This is a genomic window from Cyanobium sp. Cruz CV13-4-11 (assembly GCF_024346055.1).
Classification (GTDB): Bacteria; Cyanobacteriota; Cyanobacteriia; order PCC-6307; family Cyanobiaceae; genus Cyanobium.
In genome coordinates this window covers 1-18,481 of record NZ_JAGQCH010000007.1, presented here as the reverse complement: position 1 = coordinate 18,481, position 18,481 = coordinate 1, and the positions used below count along the sequence as shown (strand labels likewise).

The window sequence follows — 18,481 nt, the reverse complement described above, 5'->3', positions numbered from 1 at the left end:
GGCAGGAGCCATGAACCGTTCGATCTCTCTTCGTGCTTCTGTCGCCCGTGTGGGCTCCCTGGCGGCCATCGTCCTGCCTGCGGCGCTTGCTGTGCTGCCGGCCGGTGGGGCCTCGGCCCAGCAGGCCGGCTACGGCCAGACCCTCGGCACCAGCACCCAGGAGCGCCAGCTCTACGACTACGGGCCGGGTAAATCGGGATCTGGCAGCGGTTCGATCATCGACAGCACCAACCCGCTCGACCTGCTGAACAAGCTGAAGCGCAGCACGGCTCTGGACGACGCCACCCCCCCCAGTTCCGCCATCGATCAGGCCCTCAGGGACTTTGACGCGAAGGCGCCGAAGCCTGCACCGGCGGGGACTTCGGGGCAGCTGAAGGGGATCTGAGCGGTTCGAGCCCCCAGCTCGCCGCCAGCTTGTCGAGCCTCGGGTCGGGCTTGTCCGGATTGGGGGTCCGCAACCGGGCCTGGGCCAGGGCCTCCTGGGCCCCTTTGCCATCCCCCTGGTCGTGGCGCAGCATCGCCAGACCCAGCAGGGGACGCTGGTCCTGGGGGAAGAAGTTGGCCAGCTGCAGATAGGTGGCCGCCGCTGTGGCGGCCTGGTCGCGCTTGAGCTGGAGTTCCGCCAGGAGCAGGCCGATCCCGAGGGCCTCCGACTGGACGTCGGGTTTGATCGCCAGGCCGTAGGCCGCCTTGACGCGGGCCTCGGCGGCAGCGCCGCGACCCTGCTCCAGGTTGAGCAGGCTGAGCAGTTGCAGGGCCTCCACCTGGGTGGGGCGCAGGTTGAGGATCTGGCGCAGTTCCCGCTCGGCGCCGCTGCGGTCGCCCTGATCGCGCCGCAGTTCGGCCAGCATCAGCCGCAGCGACCAGCGCTCGGGTTCCCGGTCCGCCATCGGCTCCAGCAGGCCGATGGCCTCCGCCTTGCGATCGAGGGCCACCAGCAGCTCCAGCAGCCGCTGGCGGTCGGCCGGACCCGCTTCGTCGGCGTCGAGCCGCAGTCGCAATCGGGTGGCCTCCTTGCTGAGCAGCGTCAGCTTCGGGTCGGCGCTGGCCTGGGTGGCTATCTGGCGCTGGCCCAGCCACCAGCCTCCCCCGAGGGCCAGCAGGCCCACCAAGCCGGCCGCCAACAGCGGCCAGAGGCCGGGAAGGCTTCGGTTCGGGGAGGGCATCCGCTGACGGAGAGAGCTCAGGGTCGCGTCCGAGTCTGGCCTGGGCATCACGCTTCCGCTGCTGCTTACATTGACCCGGGCCATTCCAGGCACCGCCACGGGGTTTTTCCTTTCACCATGCGCCAGCATCCCATTTCCCCGGTCACCGAGCCGATGCAGTACCGGGCCATCGGAGTGGTGCGCGGTTGCTACGTGCCCGCCGATCCCGACCAGCTCACCCGGGGTCTGATCCGCACGGAGGATGGCACCGAGATCGAAGCGGTGGTGCTCGGGCGCCTGCTCACGCTCATGCGCCGCCACCTCGACCTGGCGACACCCCATCTGTGGGTCGTCTACCCCCGCTCCCGGGAGGAGAACCAGCTCCACCTGCAGATGGTGGGCGTGTGGGAACCCAGCACCCTCGCCGCACCCACGGACTCCGAGGCCACGGAACAGGAGACCTCCTCCGCTGACACCACCGACGCCCCTGACGCCGACCAGCTTCCCGAGGGCGATGACTACTTCTCGATCCGTGGCGAACTGATCTTCACCCGCCCCGAAACCGGCGATCTGGTCATCAAGGTGCGGCAGCAGCCCCGCCCCGACGGCAACCGCCCGGTGCCGTTCAAGCTCCAGCTGCGGGGCGACATTCCCCTGGAGCACCTGCGCCACTTCGTCTCCCTCGACCTGCGCCGCCAGGTTCAGCAGCTCGCCGTCGAGCGCTTCGAGGTCATCGGCCCGGTGGCCGAACGGGGCAACCGCGGCGGCAAGGCCCGCCGCCCCGGCGGTGACAAGGGCGGCCCGGCCAAGCCCAAGGGCCATGGCCGGGCCGTGACCCGCCAGGGCCGCTGAGATGACCGGCGGTGCCCTCACGGCCGGGGTCGTGGTGCTGCTGGTCAGTCTTGGCGCCGTGGCGGGCCCGCTCGTCGGGCTGTCCCCCTGGTGGCTCACGGTGTTCGTGGCCCTGGGCCTGGGATCCCTCACCCTGGATGCGGCCCGCTACGGCGGCCGCGGCGGCCATCTGCTGGCGGAAGTCCTGCCGGGCGGGCAGGGGCGCCTGCGCCGTATCGCCATCCATGAAGCCGGCCACGCCCTGGCGGCGAGCCGCGATGGTCTGGTGGTGCAGCGGGTGCTGGTGGGCAGCCTGGCCTGCCTGCGGGCCGGGGTCGACAGCGGCGGCTGCACCGAGTTCGCCCTGCCCGAGAGCGTGAAGCTCTCCGCCGAGGATCTGCGGCGCTGGAGCCGGGTGCTGCAGGCGGGCATGGTGGCCGAGTCGCTGGTCTACGGCGGCAGCGTCGGCGGCGATGACGACCGGGCCCTGCTGGGCCGCCTCTGGGGCCTGTCGGGTTTCGATGTCGCGACGGCCCGCATGGAGCAGCGCCGGGCACGCCGGGAGGTGGAGCAGGACCTGCGGGCCCGCCGCAGCGAGATGGAGGCCGAGGCCGAACGGCTGCTGCAGGCGGCCCCCCGTTTCGGCCGGCGGCCGCTGCCATGACCCTGGCCCTGCTGGATTGCCCCACCGGCCTGGCCGGCAACATGCTGCTGGCCGCCCTGCTGGATCTTGGCCTCCCTGAGGCAACCATCGAAGCGCCCCTCGCCGCCCTGGGGCTGGAGGGGCGCTACCGGCTGCGCATCGAGGAACGGCGCAGCGGGGGGCTGCGGGGCCTGCATCTGGACGTGGAAGCCCTGGAGGCCCAGCCGCACCACCGCCCCTGGGGGGCGTTGCGCCAGCAGATCCAGGCGGCTCGCCTGGCGCCGGCGTTGCGGCAGAAGGTGCTGGCGGTGTTCGGCCTGCTGGCGGAGGCGGAGGCGAGCGTCCACGGCCAAGCCGCCGAGGCCGTCGCCTTCCATGAGGTGGGGGCGATCGATGCCCTGGTGGACATCGTGGGGGTCTGCGCCGGCCTGCTGCACCTGGGGGTGGAGCACTTGGTCTGCGGCGTGCCGCCAGCGGGCCACGGCAGCGTGACCACCGCCCACGGGGCCCTGCCGCTGCCGGCCCCGGCGGTGCTGGAGATCGCCCGCTCGCGGGGCCTGCCGCTGGCCTCCAGCCAGGGGTTTCCCCCAGGCGAACTCACCACCCCGACCGGGTTGGCCCTGATGGCCTGCTGGGCTGACCGTTTCGGCCCCTCCCCTGGGGCCGTGCCGCTGCGGGTGGGGGTGGGTCTGGGCACGCGCCAGCTGGATCGGGCCAACCTGCTGCGCCTCACCCTGGCCCGCCCCCTGGGGGACGATGGCGCTAGCGGAGCTAACGAAGTGAGCGAAGTCCTGTTGCAGCAGCAGGCCCAGATCGACGACGCCAGCGCCGAAGACCTGGCCTACCTGGCGGAGGCCCTGCGTCAGGGCGGGGCACTCGAGGTGTTCAGCCAGCCGGTGGCGATGAAGAAGGGCCGCACCGGCACCCTGCTCACCGCCCTGATGCCCCCGGAGCTGGGGCCGGCGCTGCGCCAGGTGTGGTGGTGTCACGGCACGACGCTGGGGGTGCGGGAGCAGCTGCAGAACCGCTGGATCCTGCCCAGGCACAGCGCCACCCTGGCCACCGCCCTGGGTCCGGTGCGGATCAAGTGGGCCAGCCTGCCCGACGGTCGCCGGCGGGCCAAGGCGGAACACGCCGACCTGGTGGAGCTGGCCGGACGCCTGGGTCGCTCCATCGAAGAGGTGCGCGACGAGGTCCGCCGCGCCCTGGCCTCAGAGGGTGAAACGCCATGAGCCCCTGGTCCCCTCCCAGCCTCGAAAGCCTGCGGCGCCGACTGCCGTCGCCACCGAAGTGGCTGGCCCTGCCGGCCCTGCCGGGCGGTCTGCGCCCCTGGATCACCCTAGGCAGCATTGGTTTTGTCATGGCGGCCCTGCTCAGCCACGGCCGCCAGCTGGTGCAGCTGCGCCTCGATGGCCAGGGTTGGCTGTGGCTGGTGCTGGGCGTCGGGGTGAGCCTGCTCAGCCTGCTGATCAATGGCGTCGCCTGGGGCGTCGTGCTGCATTGGCTGGGCCTGCGGCCCGCCTGGGCTGGGGTGGTGGAACTGCACGTGGCCACCAACCTGCGCAAGTTCCTGCCGGGGGGCCTCTGGCACCTGGCCTCCCGGGTGCAGCGGCTGCGCAGCGAGGGCGCGCCCCTGGCGGCCCCCGTGGGCACCAGCATGGCCCTGGTGGCGGTGCTGCTCGATCCCCTGGTGGCGGCGGTGGCGGCCCTGGCCCTGGTGCCCCTGGGTGGCTGGCAGGGTGGGCTGGGCCTGGCGTGCCTGCTGCCCCTGGCTCTGCTGCTTCCCCGCTGGCTGGATCCCCTGCTGGGGCGGCTCGAGCGGCGTCGGGCCCGCGACCTGGGCCTGGAGGAGGAGCTCCAGCAGGAGCTGGCGCAGGGGGCGCCCCTGGGGCGCCTCAGCGGGCTGCGGGGCTATCCCTGGCAGCCGCTGCTGGCGGAACTGGCCTTCGTGCTGCTGCGCTTCGCCGGCTTCTGCTGCTGCATCCGGGCCTTTGATCTGCCCCTGGGGAGCGACGCCCCCCTGTGGCTGGCCGGATTCGCCCTGGCCTGGACCGCCGGCCTGGTGGTGCCGGGGGCGCCGGGCGGGCTGGGGGTGTTCGAGGCGGTGCTGCTGCTGCGCATGGGGCTGACCCTGCCGGAAGCACCGCTGCTGGCGGTCGCCCTCAGCTACCGCCTGATCGTCACGCTGACTGATCTGCTGGCGGCCGGCCTGGTGGCCCTCGACCGGCGCCTGGTGCGGGAGCCGCTTGTGGCGACACCGCCATCAGGCACTCCTTCTCAATAGGTTCTAGTTTTGCGACCATCTGGGATCGCGTGGTGAACACTCCCCCCACGGGTCTGGCGAAGCCCAGCAGCCTGCGCACCACCCTCAACGATCGGGGCCAGCGGCTCACGCCCCAGCGCCAGCGGGTGCTGGATCTGTTCGAGCGGATCGGTGAGGGCAGCCACCTGAGCGCGGAGGAAGTGCACCTGCGGCTGGTGCGCGGCCAGGAGCGGGTGTCCCTGGCCACCGTCTACCGCACCCTGCGGCTGTTGAGCTCCATGGGGCTGCTGCAGGAGCTTGAACTGCCGGAGGGGGGGCGCCGCTTCGAGCTGGCCGGTGACGCCCACCGTGACCATCACCACCTGCTCTGTGTCCGTTGCGGCCGCACCGAGGAATTCGAGAGTGGCCCCGTGCTGGCCGCCGGCGAAGCGGCGGCCGGGGCCTTCGGTTTTCGCTTGCTGGAGTGTGTGCTCAACGTGCGGGCCCTCTGTCCGGCCTGCGCGGCTGAGGAGCAGGGTTGATCGGCCCAGCCGCCCGGCGCCCCGCCGCTTCGCAATCCCCAGCTGCTATTGAGAATCGCTTGCAAAAGGGCCCCTTCGGCGTCTAGGTTGCGAGCAGTTCGCAATAAGGGCGCTCCTCTCCGATGCGCTACCGCTTCCTTCCCGACGACCCCGTCAGCGCCGTGCGCATGCCGGCCGGCCAGACGGTGCTGCTCGACACCACCCCCAGGCCCGGTGGTTCCTGCCTCGAAGTCCTCGATGGCATTGCCCGCGTCTACTGCCCCTGCGAGGAGACCGAGGGCATGACCCTGGCCTTCCTCCAGTCCGGCGACCAGCTGCGCACCGACCGGCTCTGCAGTGAAGGCGTCTGCGTCGAGGCCCTCACCCCCCTCTGTTTCCGCAGTGATGCCGAACCGATCGAGGGCCATGGTTTCGATCCAGTCAACGAGTGGACCCTGCAGTTGCTGCGCATCCGCCATCTCGGCAGCGCCGAGCAGCGGCTCCATGCCCTGTTCTCCTTGCTCGTACGCCGCCTCGGCCGCCGTTGCGGGCCCTGGTGCGATCTGCCCTTCCGCCTCACCCACGAGCGCATCGGTGAACTGATCGGTACCACCCGGGTCACCACCACCCGGCTGATCTCCCGCATCCGGGCCGCCGAGCTGCTGCAGGTCCCCAGTGGTGAAGCCGGCCTGCGTCTGGCGCCGGCCCTGGTCGATGGCGCTCCCCTGGCCGCCTGAAGCCTCTCCTTTTTCTCCCCGCCCGTTCTTCGTCGCCCCTCCCATGGCCCCCTCCCTCGGCAGCCTCCCCGACAGCCCCGCCGCCATCAGCGTCCGCGGTCCCCAGCCCCAGGCCAAGAAGAAGGGCTGCCGCCAGAAGAAATGCTCCAAGTGGAAAGGCGGCAAATGCTGCTGCGGCCGCGACTGAGGCCCCACGCCCGCTGGCGCCGCTTCAGCCCCCCTTGCCCTGGCGCTCCAGGCTGGGCATCAGGGCCACCGAGGCCGCCAGCCCCAGGGCCAGGATCAGCAGCGCCGGCACCAGGGCCGCCCCCACCCGTTCGTCGCTGGCGTACTGATAGACCCGCACCGAGAGGGTGTCGAAGTCGAAGGGGCGCAGGGAGAAGGTGAGGGGCAGTTCCTTCACCACGTCGACGAACACCAGCAACGCCCCCACCAGCACCGGACCCCGCAACAGGGGCAGGTGAACGCGGCGCAGCACCGCCAGCCAGCTGCAGCCGAGGCTGGTGGCGCATTCATCGAGGCTGGGGGGGATGTGCTCGAAGGCGGCGTCGAGTCCCTGTTTTGAGACGGCCAGGAAGCGGTCGCCGTAGCCCCAGAGCAGAAGCAGCAGGGGGCTGAGCTGCAGGGGGCCGCCGATCAGCATCAGGGCCAGGGCCAGCACGGTGCCGGGCACGGCGTAGCCCATGCCGGCGAAGAAGGTGAGCCGGCCCAGCAGGGGATGGGCGAGCCAGCGGCGGCTGATCGCCAGCAGCAGGGCCGCCGCCACCGTCAGCAGCGCGGCGGCCAGGGCCAGGCCGAGGCTGCGCGCGGTGAGGGCCAGCAGATCCTCGAGCGGATCGCTCTGCAGATGGTCACGGCTCAGCACCAGCCAGGTGAGCGGGATCCCCAGGCTGGCCAGGGGCGGCAGCAGGGTGAGCAGCTGGGCCAGGTGGCAGCGCCAGCCCCGCAGGGGCCACTGCAAGGCGTCGGCACCGTCCTGGCCGATGGTCCAGCGGCGGCTGCGGTGGCGCATCCAGCGTTCGGCCCCCACCAGCAGGCTGACCAGCACCAGGGCGATCAGGGCCAGGCCCACGGCCCCCTGCAGGTCGCCTTCGCCTTGCCAGCGCTGCAGGATGCCCCGCGACAGGGTGGGAACGCCCAGCAGTTCCACGGCGCCGAGCTCATTGACCACCTCCATGCCGCTGAGGGCGACGCCGGCGCCGATGGACGGCAGTGCCAGGGGCAGGGCGACGCGCCGGAAACTGCCCCAGGGGCCCACGCCCAGGCTGCGGCAGGCCTCCAGCTGGCGCTGCCCACTGCCGGAGAAGCTCTCGGTGGAGAGCAGGAACACATAGCTGTAGGTGGTGAGGCTGAGCAGCAGCACGGCCCAGCCGATGCCGTGCACGCGAAAGCCCCAGCGGCTGCCCAGGTCGACCAGCACGGCGGCCAGCACGAAGGCAGGCGCCGCCAGGGGCAGCACCTGGGCCAGCCGCAGCCAGCGGCGACCGGGAAACTGGCAGCAGGCGGTGAGCCAGCCGTTGGCGGTGCCGAGCAGGGCCCCGATCAGGCCCACGGCCAGCACCAGCACCAGGGTGTTGGTCAGCTGCTCGAGGCCTTCGGCCCCCAGCCACAACTGGCTGGAGCCGGCATCCCGCAGGGCAAAGCCAGCCAGGACCAGGAACGGCAACAGGGCCAGTCCGCAGACCAGGAGCACCGCCGCCGCCAGGGGGGCACGCCGCAGTGGCGGCCCGCTCCTGTTGGCTGTCGCCCGCTCGGCCGTTGCCAAAACCCCCATCCGGTGACCTACTTCCAGCCGTTCGATTCCATCATCAAGGTGGCCGCCCTGCTCTTGGATCCGATCTGCTCCACCGAGACGCCATCGGCCCGGAAGGGGCCGAACCGCTTGAGGATGGGATTATCCCCGAAGCCCTTGAGGGGGTATTCGTTGTTGGCTTCGGCGTAGCCGCGACCGCCGGTGGGGGAGGCCAGAAATTCGATCAGCTGGATCGCCGCCTGCGGATGTCTGGCGTGGCGGGTGACGCCGGCCCCGGTGATGTTGACGTGGGAGGGGTTGAGGTAGACCACCTTCAATTGCTGGGCCAGTTGCTTGTCCTGCGCGCCGGCTTCACCGGAGAGCATGCGAGCGATGTAGTAGGAGTTCACCACACCCACGCCGCACTCTCCCCTGGCGACGGCCCGGGCCAGGGGGGTGTCGGAGGTGAAGAAGGGCTGGCTGACATTGGCCACCATGCCGCGAATCCAGGTGCGGGTGGCGGCATCACCGTTGAGGATCATGCGGCTGGCCACCAGCGACTGGTTGTAGGGACTCTTGCGTTCCCGCAGGCAGAGCTTGCCTTTCAGGGCGGGCTTGGCCAGGTCGGCATAGGTGCGGATCGTGGCGGGATTCACCAGCTTCGGGTTGACCACCACGGCCCGCACACGCCGCGTCAGGCCATACCAGCGGCCCTGGGAATCGCGCAGGTTGGCGGGCACGTCCCGTTGCAGGGCGGCGGAACGCACGGGTTGGAACAGGCCCTGGTCGGTGGCGGCATCAAGGCGGGCGGCGTCGACGAGCACCAGCACATCGGCGGGGCTGTTCTTGCCCTCACTCCTGAGCCGCTCCAGCAGGGCGTCATCCTTGGCCTCCAGCAGGTTCACCTTGATGCCGGTGCGGGCGGTGAACTGGCGATAGAGCTCCTTGTCGGTGTTGTAGTGGCGGCCGGAGTAAACGCCGATGGTGGTGCCGGCCTGGGCGATGGCGGCAGCGTTGCCCTGGGACTGGCCGCTGGCCGGCAGGATGCCAGTGGCGCAGAACGCCATGGCCGCGCCCCCGACAGCAACGGACCCCGCGGCGGCAAGCCAAAAACGACGAAGGGGGAGCCTGGAGCTGGGCATCGGGAGGAACGGGCGTGTGCCCGGACCCTATGAAGGCCCCCCGGTGGCAGACGGAACAAACGACGCGAAGGCGCGTATCAATGCTTACGTCTCAGTAGGACGTGGAGCGGCGCACAGGGATCAGGGCGGGCTGCATCAGGCCACCGCCGCCGTTGTCGTCGTCGGAATCCATCGCCATCCACAACACCAGACCGAGAAGGGCGAGAACGCCCATCATCAGGAGGAACTCGGTCATGGGAAAGGGTCGTAGGACGTCACCTTAGCGGCGCCAGCCGGTGGTTCCGTAGTGGTTGCGGCATTCCAGCCGAAAGGGCCGGGGCGATCAGGCGAAGCCCTTGCCTGCCTCCCTGGCCACACAGGCCTGGAGTTGCTGGCGCAGCCGCTTGTGGTCGAGGTCCTTGCCGATCAGCACCAGCTGGTTCTTGCGCTCCCCCGGCCAGTCGCTGTCGTCGATGGAGAAGCGCTTGCCGGCCAGGTGGAAGACGTGGCGGCGCTCGCTCTCGTTGAACCAGAGGATGCCCTTGGCGCGGAAGATGCCGGCCGGCATCTGGTTGTCGAGGAAGTTCTGGAACTTGCGCAGGGAGAAGGGGCCGTCGCTGCTGAAGGACAGGGAGGTGAAGCCCTCGATCGCCTGGTGATCGGCATGGCCGCCGTGGTCATGGCTGTGGTCGTGGTGATGGCCCGCGGCCTCCGGTTCGTGCTCGCAGTGACCGTGGTCGTGGTCGCAGTGGCTGTGGTCCTCGCTGGCGTGATCGTGGCTGGGGGCGGGGGCCTGCTGCTGGGCCACCACCTTGTCGGTCTCGAACAGGCCCACGCTGAGCAGCAGCGGCAGGGGCACCGCCCCCTTCACCGAGCGCAGGATGCGGGCCTCGCTCTTGATCGCCCGCAGTTCGTGTTCGAGGGCCTCCAGCCGCTCCTCGCTGACCAGGTCGCACTTGTTGAGCAGGATCATGTCGCCGTAGACGATCTGGGAGCGGCCCACCTCCCCCTGCAGCGTCTCGGGGCCGAAGTTCTCCGCGTCCACCAGGGTGATGATCGAATCGAGCCGGGTGAGGTCGCGCAGGTCGCTGCCGAGGAAGGTCATGGCCACGGGCAGGGGATCGGCCAGGCCGGTGGTCTCCACCACCAGGTAGTCGACCGGTTCGGGGCGCTCCAGCACCCGGTACACGGCCTCCAGCAACTCGCCGTTGATCGAGCAGCAGATGCAGCCGTTGCTCAGTTCCACCATGTCGTCGCCGGTGGCCACGATCAGCTCGTTGTCGATGCCGATCTCGCCGAATTCATTCACCAGCACCGCGGTCTTGACGCCTTCCTGGTTGCTGAGGATGTGGTTGAGCAGGGTGGTCTTGCCCGCCCCCAGGAACCCGGTGAGGATCGTCACCGGCACGGAGATCGGCCTGGCCTCGCTGACCGCAGCCGCCGTTGTCGGGGCATCCAGGTTCGTGCTGGTCATGGGGAGCGGGCAAGGCGTTGTGGGGATTCTGACGGCGCGCCCGCCCCACCAGCACGGCGAAGGCTGCTGGAATGGCGGCCGATGAACCCGTTCGATGAACCCCAGCGAAGCCTTCGCCGCCATCGGCCTTGCCGCCGTGGCCTGCGATGGCGCCCTCGACGCCGATGAGGCCGCCATGTTGCGCCAGCTGCTGGAGGTGCGATCGCCCTACAGCAACCTCGGTGAAGACGTGATGGGGGCGATGTTCGACGGCCTGCTGGGGCGGTTGCGCACCGGCGGCTGGGAGACGCTGCTGATGGAGGCCGCGCCGGTGCTGACCGAACCCCAGCAGGAGACGGCCTACGCGATGGCGGCCCTGCTGGTGCACACCAACCGCAGCTTCAAGCCGGTGGAGCAGCAGATGCTGCAGCGGCTGGGGGAACTGATCAGCGTGCCGCCCGAACGCTGCAGCCAGATCCTCGCGGTGATGGCGGTGTTGCACCGCGACAGCCTCAGGACCTGAGGCCCCGACAGCGTTCGCACAGCCCGAAGAATTCCAGCGTGTGATAGAGCGGCAGGAAGTCGCCCAGCTCCGCCTCCGGCAGGTGCAGGCCGTGCACCGGGCAGTGGCTGAGCACCCGGGTGCTGCCGCAGTCGACGCAGGTGAGGTGGTGCTCGTCCCGCTCGGTCGGGGCATAGAGGGCCTCGCCGCTGGGCAAGTGGCGGCAGCGCACCAGGCCCCGCTGCTGCAGCTGGCGCAGGTGGCGGTAGACGGTGGCCAGGCCCATGGCCGCGGGGCTGTTGCGCAGCCGGGCGTGCAGATCCTGGCCGCTCAGCTCCCCGTCGGCCTGGCGCAGCTCCGCCAGCAGAGAGGCCTGGCGGGGGGGGAGATCCGGGGCGGGAGGGGCCTGCATGGTCCCGTTTCTACCCTGCCGGCAGCCAGATGGCCTGGAGGGCCTCCTGCTGGAGGGGCACAGGGGTGAGGCTGGTGGCCTCGATCAGCACCACCTCCGCCGGAGCTGGGGGCCCCTGGCCCTGTTCCAGCGGGCGCAGCACCACGGCCAGGCGGTCGCTGGTGGGGTCGTAACTGAGGCCGGTGCCGGGTTCGAGCTCCCAGCCGGCCAGGCGCCGCGAGGCCAGCACGGTGCCGCGCCGGTCGAGGGTCACCAGGGTGAGGACGGGGCGGCCCACCCCTTCGATCAGCAGCGCCCAGATCCGTTCGCCGCCGCGGCTGCAGGCCGTGGCCACAAGGGCCTGGGGGCCGATCCAGAGCTGGCGAGGGGCCAGGCCCGGCTCCACCAGCTCCAGGGAACGGCGGAAATCGGGCCAGTGGCGCACCAGCAGGGCTCGCCCCGCCCGGGAACAGAAGCCGCTCAGGTCGCGGCTGCCGGGCAGGGTCTGGCGGCGGGGTGGCCGGGGCGGCAGGTCCTGGAGGCTGAGGCCGTCGATCTCCGGCACCACCGCCGAGCCGCCTTCCGGCAGCAGGCGTACGGCGCCGCTGGCCTCCAGCGGCAGCACCCGGGGGCCGCCGTGGGCGGGCCAGAGGCTGATGCTCACCTGGTCGGGCTGCTCACCGCCGGCCTGCACCAGCAGGTCGCCGCGGCGGTTGCCGCTGATGTGGGCGAAGACCATCTCGCCGGCGCCGATGGGCTGGGGCGCTCCGGCCTGCACGGGGGCTGGCGCCGCCGGGCGCCCGCGGCCCAGGGGCCGCAGGGGCTGCTGGCGCAGGGGCACCCGCCAGACCCGGAAGCGGCCGGCCTCGGAGCGCGACACCACCGCCACGGCCTCGCCACCGCCGAGCGGTTCGACCATGGTGATCCGCGGCCAGACCGGCGTGATTGGCTGCCAGCGGCCGTCGTGCTCGCGCAGCTGCACCTGCTCGCCGCTGCCCACTGGCACCACCGCCAGCAGCCGGGGCCGCGGATCCCACTGCCAGCGCTGGGGGGGCAGGGCCAGTCCGCGGCGGTCGCGGCCGGCCAGCTGCAGCAGCAGGGGGGAGTTGATCCGCTGGTCGGGGGCCAGGTTGAGCAAGAGGGTGTCGCCGTCGCCGAGCCAGCGGTGGGCCAGGGGCGGGGAGAGGCTGCTGGCGGCCTGGAGGCTGGCCGGGTCCATGGGCCGGCTGAAGCGGGCCTGCAGGGCGGCCGGGCCTGAGCTGGCGGCCACCGGCGTGAGCCGCTCGAGCCGGGGCGGGTGGTTCAGCAGCAGCTGCTGCTGGACGAGGGCCAGCAGGCCGGCCAGGGCCAGGGTGAGCGGCAGGGGGCCGGCCCAGGGGAGGCGGGAGAGCGGGCTCATGGTTCCAGGGGCCGGGCGGGCCGGGGGATCGGCCGGATGCGGCTGGGGACCACCTCCAGCCGCTCGCCACCGCCGGGGGCGGGCCCCAGGCCCATCACCCCATCGATGGCCAGCCACTGGTCGGCGGGGAAGGGCGCCTGGCCGGCGGGCCAGTGGACGGGAAGGCCCACCGGGGAGGCATCGGCCAGGCAGCAGCGCACCAGCAGCCGGGCCAGCTGGGGAGGCTCGCCCTCCATCGGCAGCACGAAGCCGCTGATGCGCACCGGATCGCCGGCGAACAACTTGGGATCGGGCTGGCTGCGCAGCAGCCGCACCCAGTCGGTGAGGCTGCGCTGGGCGGGTGGCAGCACGAAGCTGAGCTCGCTCTCGGCGGTCTCGTCGCGGGGGCGCTGGCCGGCGAGGTCGGCGAAGGAGGGGGCCGGCGGCAGCAGCAGCACCAGCAGGGCGATGGCGGCGGTGAGCAGCAGGGTGCGGGCCTGGCGCCGGTCGCCCCGCTCCTGCCGGCCGGGCCCGAAGGCCAGGCGCAGCTGCAGCAGGGCGACGAGCAGCAGCAGCAGGCCGGCCAGGGCCACCAGGGGGTGGAAGACGGCCCGCAACAGCAGGTCGAGGCGGCCGTCGACGCTGCTGTAAAGCATCACCAGGGCCCAGAGGCCGAGGCTGGCGGCGCGCCAGAGCGCGGCCCGCTGCAGGAGGGGGGGAGTCACAGGCGCCACAGGTTCACCCACTGGCCGATCAGGAGCACCATCAGGGCGGCCCCGGCGGTGGTGAGCACCAGGCCGCGGGGGCGGAACAGCAGCCCGAGCAGGCTGACGAGCTTGAGGTCGATCACCGGGCCCAGGAGCAGGAAGGCGAGCAGGGCCCCGGGGGTGACCTGGGCGGCGAAGCTGAGGGCCAGGAACGCATCCACGCTCGAGCACACCGACACCACCAGGGCCAGCAGCATCAGGGCCAGGATCGAGAGGGTGGGGGCGCCGCCCACCGCCAGCAGCCAGCTGCGGGGCACGAAGGATTGCACCAGGGCGGCGATGACGCTGCCCATCACCAGCAGCAGGGCCAGGTAGAGGAACTCCTGGCTGGCGTGCTTCATCAGCTCGGCCAGGGGCGGCCGGACCGGGGCGACCTCGGCGCTGAGGGCCGACGCTGGCGGCGCCCCCACCAGCCCGCTGGAGCGCTCCAGCAGCCCCACCGCCGCCAGGGGTTGGTGCAGGCGCCGTTCGGCCAGCAGGTCGGCCTGGAGCAGGAGGGCTTCGGGCACCAGGCCCAGCAGCAGGGCCAGGGCCACGGCCACCAGCACGGCGCCCAGGGGACGGGCCAGCAGCAGCCAGGGCTGGTCGGGGAAGGCGGCCCAGGTGCTGGCGATCACGATCGGGTTGAGCACGGGGGCGGCGAACAGGAAGCCGAGGCCGGCGCCGAGGGGCGCGCCGCCGCTGAGCATGCGGCGGGCCACCGGCACGTTGCCGCATTCGCAGGCGGGCAGGGCGAAGCCGAGGGCGGCGCCGGTGAGCGGCCCCAGCAGGGGATGGGACGGCAGCCGCCGCAGCCAGCGGCCGCCGGGCGCGAACCAGCGGGCGCCGGCGGAGATCAGCACACCGATCAACAGGAAGGGCAGCGCCTCGATCAGCAGCCCCTGGAACAGGGCCCAGGCGGTGGCGAGGCGCGTGAGGATCACGGCGCCGGCCAGGGCTCCGGGCTGGAGGGGGTGGCGCCGGCCTCAAACCAGTCGGGGATGGCCCGGAAACAGGCGGCATTGGCCTCGTTCTCGCGGGCCTCGACGCGCCAGCAGCAGCTGCGGCCGCCATCCCGCTGGTGCAGCATCTCGTTGGCCCAGCCCCAGGCCAGTTCGGCGCTGGCCTCCATGCCCACGTTGGCCATCACCCGCAGGTCGAGGGCACCCTGCCCATGCAGGGCCTGCCACTGGGCCAGCAGGGGGTCGTCGTGATTAACGAGGAAGGTGTGGTCGAACTGCTGCTCGAGGCGGGCCCGCAGGGGCTGGAGGCTGGAGAAGTCGACCACGAAGCCGTGGACGTCGAGGTGGTGGGCGGCGAACCAGAAGGTGAAGCTGCGGCTGTAGCCGTGCACGAAACGGCAGTGGCCCGGGTGGCGCCACTGGCGGTGGCAGCAGGGGAAGCCGCCGTAGCTCTTGCTGCAGGTGTGGGCGGCGGGGGTGGACATGGGGGAGGATCACTGCAGCCGACGTCGCGTCCCTTGGGGGCTCCATCCGCCGCTTCCCCTGGATCCTGTCACCCGCCGTCGCCCGGTGGGGGGGGGCAGTTGGCGGGCCCTGAGCTGATCGCCAGCCTGCGCTTCGACGGGGCGGGGCTGATTCCGGCGGTGGCCCAGGACTGGCTCGACGGGGCGGTGCTGATGGTGGCCTGGATGAACCGGGAGGCGATCGAGCGCAGCCTCGCCACGGGCGAGGTGCACTACTGGAGCCGCTCGCGGCAGGAGCTGTGGCACAAGGGGGCCACCAGCGGCCATTTCCAAACGCTGAAGGGCATCCGCTACGACTGCGATGCCGACGTGCTGCTGCTGACGATCGAGCAGGTGGGCCAGGTGGCCTGCCACACCGGCGCCCGCAGCTGCTTCTACGAGGAAGGCGCAACGGCCAGCGCCGGCGGGCCGGACGCCCTGCCGCCACCGGCGGATGTGTGCACCGAACTGGCGCGGGTGATCAACGGGCGCAAGCAGAGGCCGAAACCGGGCAGCTACACGAACAAGTTGCTGGAGGGCGGCGACAACCGGATCCTCAAGAAGATCGGCGAGGAGAGCGCCGAGTTCGTGATGGCCTGCAAGGACGACGACCCGGACGCGATCGCTGGTGAGGCGGCCGATCTGATTTTTCATGTGCAGGTGGCCCTGGCCCACCACGGCGTCGACTGGCGCCAGGTGCAGGAGGTGCTGGCCGAGCGGCGCGGGGCGCCCAGGCGCGAATGAGCCGCCTGCAGCGGGAACTGGCCTGCCGCCGGCGGCTGGGCAATGGATCGGGCGAACGCTGGCTGTGGGCCCTGGGCTCGAGCCTGCCCTGGGTGGGGCTGGCGGTGCTGCTGCTGCACGGGCTGACGCGGCGCACGATCACACCGTTTCTCTATGGCCTCACGGCCCTGGGGGCGGTGGGCTTCCTGGTGCTGACGCTGGGGGGCCTGCCGGACGACCTGGCCAACCGCAACCGGCTGCCGTCGGGGACGGTGCCGGCGGCGATCACCTTGATCTGCGTGGCGGCGTTTGCCTTCGGGCACCGGCAGGGGCAGGAGAAGGCGGCGGTGGAGGCGCGGAAGTGGTTGGAGTTGGATCGGTGAGGGGCGGGCTCGGCGAGGGCGTTAACCGTCCCTTGTTGCTCGGCACATCAGGGTTGAGTCGCGGGCCCAGCAGGCTCAGTGGCGCAGCGGACTTGCTTTAGCGAAATGCACAGGTCAATTCAGCAGGAGCTAATCTCACTTTTCACGTCAGGATTCTGACCTCGTACCGAGCTGGCCTTTGCCGCAGTTCTCGGCAGGGAGTGACTGCCGACAGTGGTTCAAGGAAACTACCAAATTAAAGGTAGGCCGGACTCGTCAGTATGCGGGCGTCGTCCCGCACGGCAGCGGCATAGGGCTGTTTCACGGTCGGCGAGTTGACTCCCTGGTGGACGGATCAGATCGAGCGGACTTCTTTGCTGACAGTGGGGGCTGCGTCGGGGAGGGGATCGCATCGTTCGGGGCTTACCTGGCGGCGAGGCGCGAGCGTTGGTGAGCTGGCGCAGTCTTCCGTCGTGGAAGAGGCCGCCATGGTGGATGAGCAGCACGGTGGCGCCGGTGCGGCGGTTTTTGACGGCCAGGAAGGCGCTTACGCGTGCCTGGGCGTCTACGACGAGCCAAAAGGTGGGTTCATCGAGGAAGTTCAGCGCCTGCTGATGCAGCAGGGCGGCAAGCAATTCGGCCTTCATGCATTGTCCGAGGGAAAGCTTGCGCACGGGCCGGGTGCGTTCGGGTCTGAGGAACCCCATCAACTCGCCGGGTTCCACCGTGCAATACGCCAAATTGTCGGCTTCTACAGATAGGATCATGCCGGGTTCAGCCTTGGTCGTCGGACCCCGCCCCAGTGAGAGCCGCCGCGAAAGCCGCGGAGCTGAAGGCTTCATCGTTCCGCAGGCTTCGGGACAAAGCGGTTAGCACGAAGGTGGTGGATTCCTCCTGGCAAGCGAGCAGACCGCGCCGCATCAGGTCGTAAAACAGGGCTTTTGTTTCCTCCATGCCCATGCCGAGCGAGTCCGCCACCTCGCGAGGCGTGGCGCCGCCGTTTTCCACCAGCACGAGCACCTCGAGGTCGTCAAAACTCAGGGTGTGGGCAAAGGGTTGGTTCATGGGTGGTGGGTGCCCCTACCGGGCGGTGGCTGATGGGTGCTCTCAGCATGGCGCCGCAACCGCGGCTGGGAATGCTGAGGGGAAAGATGAAAAAGGATGAATGTGGCCCCACCTGAACCCCCATCCGGCCCCCCGCCAGTTGGCTCCCGCCCCCCGGGCCTGATCCAGCGCTACCGGGAGGAGCTGCAGGCGCGTCACTACGCGAAGCGCACTGTGGCGACCTACGAGCAGTGGCTGCGGCGGTTCCTGCGTTTCCATGGCAGGCGCCATCCGCGGGAGATGGGCAGCGCGGAGGTGAACGCCTTTCTCACCCATCTGGCAGTGGAGGGACAGGTGAGCGCCTCCACCCAGAACCAGGCGTTATCGGCACTGCTGTTTCTGTATCGGGTGCTGCTGGAGCGTGATCTGGATCTGGAGGGGGTGGTGCGGGCGAGAACAAAACGGCGCTTGCCGGTGGTGATGACCATTGAGGAGGTGCGAGCCGTACTGGAGCGACTGGATGGCGTGGAGGCCCTGGTGGCTGGCGTGCTGTACGGGGGAGGGCTGCGGTTGATGGAGGCGTTGCGATTGCGGGTGCATGACGTGGACTTCCAGCGCCGCCAGATCACGGTGCGCCAGGGGAAAGGCGGCAAGGATCGGCGAACGATGCTGCCTGCAACGGTCGGAGAGAAGCTACGGTTGCATCTGGAAGCGGTTCGCAGGATGCATCGCCAGGACCTTGCCGAAGGGTATGGAAGGGTCCAGCTGCCGAACGCATTGGCGAGGAAGTATCCCCATGCTCCGGTGGAGTGGGGCTGGCAATGGGTGTTTCCGCAACACCACCGCTGGACCAATGCCGACAGTGGAGAGCAGGGGCGGCACCACCTGGATCCCAGCCTGATCCAGAAGGCGGTGCGACGGGCGGTGCTCGCATCGGGAATCGTGACACCTGCCACATGTCATACCTTCCGGCACTCGTTCGCTACCCACCTGCTTGAGCGGGGGCAGGACATCCGCACGATTCAGGAGCTGATGGGCCACAACGACGTGAACACCACCATGATCTACACGCACGTGCTGAACCGGGGCCCATTGGGGGTGGCCAGCCCCGCCGACCTTTTGTAGCATCTCGAACTGTTATGGGCGGATCCGCCCATCAAACCCGAAAAGACTCCGACTTGGGTAAGGTACCTAGCGGCGCAGGCGATCCCAAGGACGCCAGCCTGACGACCCACGTGCATAAGCGGCAAAAACGGCGCACCAACACTTCATACGAGGATCCGTCCATTTAGCGTTATACGGAGCCTAAGACAAGGGCTTGCACACGAGATCGCCGTCTCGCACTCTTTGGCAACTTGCCGGTTTGACGCTATAGTTTACAAATGCCAGTTATCAGCCGCTTCCTTGGGATCGCGATAGCCATCCTGTATCGAGATCATGATCCA

The 18,481-nt window shown here is 70.5% G+C and carries 23 protein-coding genes and 1 pseudogene; 12 read left to right on the top strand and 12 right to left on the bottom strand.

All coding sequences use genetic code 11. The features are described from left to right. Positions 1-10: 10 nt before the first annotated feature. Positions 11-385: a hypothetical protein gene (locus tag KBZ12_RS07025; RefSeq protein ID WP_254957200.1), complete on the top strand. Its 375-nt coding sequence runs from the start codon at positions 11-13 to the stop codon at positions 383-385. Here the strand turns inward: KBZ12_RS07025 and KBZ12_RS07020 are convergent. Beyond that, complete coding sequence (locus tag KBZ12_RS07020; RefSeq protein WP_254957199.1) at positions 315-1,124, bottom strand: tetratricopeptide repeat protein; 810 nt, start codon at positions 1,122-1,124, stop codon at positions 315-317. The genes KBZ12_RS07025 and KBZ12_RS07020 overlap by 71 nt on opposite strands. A 159-nt stretch (positions 1,125-1,283) precedes the next feature. Between KBZ12_RS07020 and KBZ12_RS07015 the strand changes: the two genes are divergently transcribed. From KBZ12_RS07015 to KBZ12_RS06985, 7 genes are all read left to right on the top strand, one after another. Next, the gene (locus KBZ12_RS07015) at positions 1,284-1,997 is read left to right on the top strand and encodes a hypothetical protein (protein ID WP_254957198.1); all 714 of its coding nucleotides are present in this window, start codon (positions 1,284-1,286) and stop codon (positions 1,995-1,997) included. A gap of 1 nt (position 1,998) precedes the next feature. Continuing rightward, the gene (locus KBZ12_RS07010) at positions 1,999-2,640 is read left to right on the top strand and encodes a hypothetical protein (protein WP_254957197.1); all 642 of its coding nucleotides are present in this window, start codon (positions 1,999-2,001) and stop codon (positions 2,638-2,640) included. Then, positions 2,637-3,851: a LarC family nickel insertion protein gene (locus KBZ12_RS07005; RefSeq protein ID WP_254957196.1), complete on the top strand. Its 1,215-nt coding sequence runs from the start codon at positions 2,637-2,639 to the stop codon at positions 3,849-3,851. The genes KBZ12_RS07010 and KBZ12_RS07005 overlap by 4 nt, the downstream gene beginning before the upstream one ends. Next, positions 3,848-4,903 carry a lysylphosphatidylglycerol synthase domain-containing protein gene (locus KBZ12_RS07000; RefSeq protein ID WP_254957195.1) on the top strand — a complete coding sequence of 352 codons (1,056 nt, stop codon included), beginning with the start codon at positions 3,848-3,850 and terminating at the stop codon, positions 4,901-4,903. The genes KBZ12_RS07005 and KBZ12_RS07000 overlap by 4 nt, the downstream gene beginning before the upstream one ends. A 32-nt stretch (positions 4,904-4,935) precedes the next feature. Continuing rightward, positions 4,936-5,403, top strand: a complete 468-nt coding sequence (locus KBZ12_RS06995) for a Fur family transcriptional regulator (protein ID WP_396100789.1) — start codon at positions 4,936-4,938, stop codon at positions 5,401-5,403. Between the two features lie 122 nt (positions 5,404-5,525). Next, on the top strand, positions 5,526-6,119 hold the full coding sequence (locus KBZ12_RS06990) for a Crp/Fnr family transcriptional regulator (protein ID WP_254957193.1): 594 nt from the start codon (positions 5,526-5,528) through the stop codon (positions 6,117-6,119). 43 nt (positions 6,120-6,162) lie between these two features. Beyond that, positions 6,163-6,306, top strand: a complete 144-nt coding sequence (locus tag KBZ12_RS06985) for a hypothetical protein (RefSeq protein WP_254957192.1) — start codon at positions 6,163-6,165, stop codon at positions 6,304-6,306. A 24-nt stretch (positions 6,307-6,330) separates the two neighbouring features. Here KBZ12_RS06985 and KBZ12_RS06980 read toward each other — a convergent pair whose 3' ends face one another. From KBZ12_RS06980 to KBZ12_RS06965, 4 genes are all read right to left on the bottom strand, one after another. Continuing rightward, entirely contained in the window at positions 6,331-7,893 is a 1,563-nt protein-coding gene (locus KBZ12_RS06980) for an iron ABC transporter permease (protein WP_254957191.1), read from the bottom strand. A gap of 8 nt (positions 7,894-7,901) precedes the next feature. Next, a complete protein-coding gene (locus tag KBZ12_RS06975) occupies positions 7,902-8,993 on the bottom strand; it encodes an extracellular solute-binding protein (protein ID WP_254957190.1) in 1,092 nt (363 codons plus the stop codon). 91 nt (positions 8,994-9,084) lie between these two features. Next, positions 9,085-9,228 carry a hypothetical protein gene (locus KBZ12_RS06970; RefSeq protein WP_254957189.1) on the bottom strand — a complete coding sequence of 48 codons (144 nt, stop codon included), beginning with the start codon at positions 9,226-9,228 and terminating at the stop codon, positions 9,085-9,087. Between the two features lie 87 nt (positions 9,229-9,315). After that, positions 9,316-10,446: a GTP-binding protein gene (locus KBZ12_RS06965; protein WP_254957188.1), complete on the bottom strand. Its 1,131-nt coding sequence runs from the start codon at positions 10,444-10,446 to the stop codon at positions 9,316-9,318. A gap of 94 nt (positions 10,447-10,540) precedes the next feature. Here KBZ12_RS06965 and KBZ12_RS06960 point away from each other — a divergent pair, with 94 nt between their 5' ends. Further along, the gene (locus KBZ12_RS06960; protein ID WP_254957187.1) at positions 10,541-10,948 is read left to right on the top strand and encodes a tellurite resistance TerB family protein; all 408 of its coding nucleotides are present in this window, start codon (positions 10,541-10,543) and stop codon (positions 10,946-10,948) included. Here the strand turns inward: KBZ12_RS06960 and KBZ12_RS06955 are convergent. The 5 genes from KBZ12_RS06955 to KBZ12_RS06935 are packed head-to-tail and all read right to left on the bottom strand — an operon-like array spanning position 10,938 to position 14,889. Further along, positions 10,938-11,339 carry a Fur family transcriptional regulator gene (locus KBZ12_RS06955; protein WP_254957186.1) on the bottom strand — a complete coding sequence of 134 codons (402 nt, stop codon included), beginning with the start codon at positions 11,337-11,339 and terminating at the stop codon, positions 10,938-10,940. The two genes, KBZ12_RS06960 and KBZ12_RS06955, sit on opposite strands and share 11 nt — an antisense overlap. A gap of 10 nt (positions 11,340-11,349) precedes the next feature. Beyond that, positions 11,350-12,717 carry an Ig-like domain-containing protein gene (locus KBZ12_RS06950; protein WP_254957185.1) on the bottom strand — a complete coding sequence of 456 codons (1,368 nt, stop codon included), beginning with the start codon at positions 12,715-12,717 and terminating at the stop codon, positions 11,350-11,352. Then, positions 12,714-13,421, bottom strand: coding sequence for a TIGR03943 family putative permease subunit (locus KBZ12_RS06945; protein ID WP_254957184.1), 708 nt, complete (start codon positions 13,419-13,421; stop codon positions 12,714-12,716). Before KBZ12_RS06945 ends, KBZ12_RS06950 begins: the two co-directional genes overlap by 4 nt. After that, a complete protein-coding gene (locus tag KBZ12_RS06940) occupies positions 13,418-14,386 on the bottom strand; it encodes a permease (RefSeq protein WP_254957183.1) in 969 nt (322 codons plus the stop codon). Before KBZ12_RS06940 ends, KBZ12_RS06945 begins: the two co-directional genes overlap by 4 nt. Then, positions 14,383-14,889 carry a 6-carboxytetrahydropterin synthase gene (locus KBZ12_RS06935; protein WP_254957182.1) on the bottom strand — a complete coding sequence of 169 codons (507 nt, stop codon included), beginning with the start codon at positions 14,887-14,889 and terminating at the stop codon, positions 14,383-14,385. The genes KBZ12_RS06940 and KBZ12_RS06935 overlap by 4 nt, the downstream gene beginning before the upstream one ends. Positions 14,890-14,988: 99 nt before the next feature. Between KBZ12_RS06935 and hisIE the strand changes: the two genes are divergently transcribed. Together hisIE and KBZ12_RS06925 are read left to right on the top strand one after the other, a co-directional pair. Next, the gene (gene hisIE / locus KBZ12_RS06930; protein WP_254957181.1) at positions 14,989-15,651 is read left to right on the top strand and encodes a bifunctional phosphoribosyl-AMP cyclohydrolase/phosphoribosyl-ATP diphosphatase HisIE; all 663 of its coding nucleotides are present in this window, start codon (positions 14,989-14,991) and stop codon (positions 15,649-15,651) included. Continuing rightward, positions 15,648-16,013, top strand: coding sequence for a hypothetical protein (locus KBZ12_RS06925; protein WP_254957180.1), 366 nt, complete (start codon positions 15,648-15,650; stop codon positions 16,011-16,013). The genes hisIE and KBZ12_RS06925 overlap by 4 nt, the downstream gene beginning before the upstream one ends. A 379-nt stretch (positions 16,014-16,392) precedes the next feature. Here KBZ12_RS06925 and KBZ12_RS06920 read toward each other — a convergent pair. Both KBZ12_RS06920 and KBZ12_RS06915 read right to left on the bottom strand, forming a co-directional pair. Beyond that, positions 16,393-16,690: pseudogene (locus KBZ12_RS06920) on the bottom strand (ABC transporter); the annotation flags it as partial. A 76-nt stretch (positions 16,691-16,766) separates the two neighbouring features. Beyond that, on the bottom strand, positions 16,767-17,057 hold the full coding sequence (locus KBZ12_RS06915) for a hypothetical protein (protein WP_254957179.1): 291 nt from the start codon (positions 17,055-17,057) through the stop codon (positions 16,767-16,769). Positions 17,058-17,159: 102 nt separating this feature from the next. On the opposite strand from KBZ12_RS06915, the gene KBZ12_RS06910 reads away from it, so the two are divergent. Continuing rightward, positions 17,160-18,161 (top strand): integron integrase, encoded by a 1,002-nt coding sequence (locus tag KBZ12_RS06910; protein ID WP_254957178.1) that lies wholly within the window; start codon positions 17,160-17,162, stop codon positions 18,159-18,161. The last annotated feature ends 320 nt before the right edge of the window (positions 18,162-18,481 follow it).

What these genes read in the sequence shown, in the direction of transcription:
- KBZ12_RS07025 (WP_254957200.1), top strand. Translation starts at nt 11, where the DNA reads ATGAACCGTTCGATCTCTCTTCGTGCTTCTGTCGCCCGTGTGGGCTCC.
- KBZ12_RS07015 (WP_254957198.1), top strand. Translation starts at nt 1,284, where the DNA reads ATGCGCCAGCATCCCATTTCCCCGGTCACCGAGCCGATGCAGTACCGG.
- KBZ12_RS07010 (WP_254957197.1), top strand. Translation starts at nt 1,999, where the DNA reads ATGACCGGCGGTGCCCTCACGGCCGGGGTCGTGGTGCTGCTGGTCAGT.
- KBZ12_RS07005 (WP_254957196.1), top strand. Translation starts at nt 2,637, where the DNA reads ATGACCCTGGCCCTGCTGGATTGCCCCACCGGCCTGGCCGGCAACATG.
- KBZ12_RS07000 (WP_254957195.1), top strand. Translation starts at nt 3,848, where the DNA reads ATGAGCCCCTGGTCCCCTCCCAGCCTCGAAAGCCTGCGGCGCCGACTG.
- KBZ12_RS06990 (WP_254957193.1), top strand. Translation starts at nt 5,526, where the DNA reads ATGCGCTACCGCTTCCTTCCCGACGACCCCGTCAGCGCCGTGCGCATG.
- KBZ12_RS06985 (WP_254957192.1), top strand. Translation starts at nt 6,163, where the DNA reads ATGGCCCCCTCCCTCGGCAGCCTCCCCGACAGCCCCGCCGCCATCAGC.
- KBZ12_RS06980 (WP_254957191.1), bottom strand. Translation starts at nt 7,893, where the DNA reads ATGGGGGTTTTGGCAACGGCCGAGCGGGCGACAGCCAACAGGAGCGGG.
- KBZ12_RS06975 (WP_254957190.1), bottom strand. Translation starts at nt 8,993, where the DNA reads ATGCCCAGCTCCAGGCTCCCCCTTCGTCGTTTTTGGCTTGCCGCCGCG.
- KBZ12_RS06970 (WP_254957189.1), bottom strand. Translation starts at nt 9,228, where the DNA reads ATGACCGAGTTCCTCCTGATGATGGGCGTTCTCGCCCTTCTCGGTCTG.
- KBZ12_RS06965 (WP_254957188.1), bottom strand. Translation starts at nt 10,446, where the DNA reads ATGACCAGCACGAACCTGGATGCCCCGACAACGGCGGCTGCGGTCAGC.
- KBZ12_RS06960 (WP_254957187.1), top strand. Translation starts at nt 10,541, where the DNA reads ATGAACCCCAGCGAAGCCTTCGCCGCCATCGGCCTTGCCGCCGTGGCC.
- KBZ12_RS06955 (WP_254957186.1), bottom strand. Translation starts at nt 11,339, where the DNA reads ATGCAGGCCCCTCCCGCCCCGGATCTCCCCCCCCGCCAGGCCTCTCTG.
- KBZ12_RS06950 (WP_254957185.1), bottom strand. Translation starts at nt 12,717, where the DNA reads ATGAGCCCGCTCTCCCGCCTCCCCTGGGCCGGCCCCCTGCCGCTCACC.
- KBZ12_RS06935 (WP_254957182.1), bottom strand. Translation starts at nt 14,889, where the DNA reads ATGTCCACCCCCGCCGCCCACACCTGCAGCAAGAGCTACGGCGGCTTC.
- KBZ12_RS06925 (WP_254957180.1), top strand. Translation starts at nt 15,648, where the DNA reads ATGAGCCGCCTGCAGCGGGAACTGGCCTGCCGCCGGCGGCTGGGCAAT.
- KBZ12_RS06915 (WP_254957179.1), bottom strand. Translation starts at nt 17,057, where the DNA reads ATGAACCAACCCTTTGCCCACACCCTGAGTTTTGACGACCTCGAGGTG.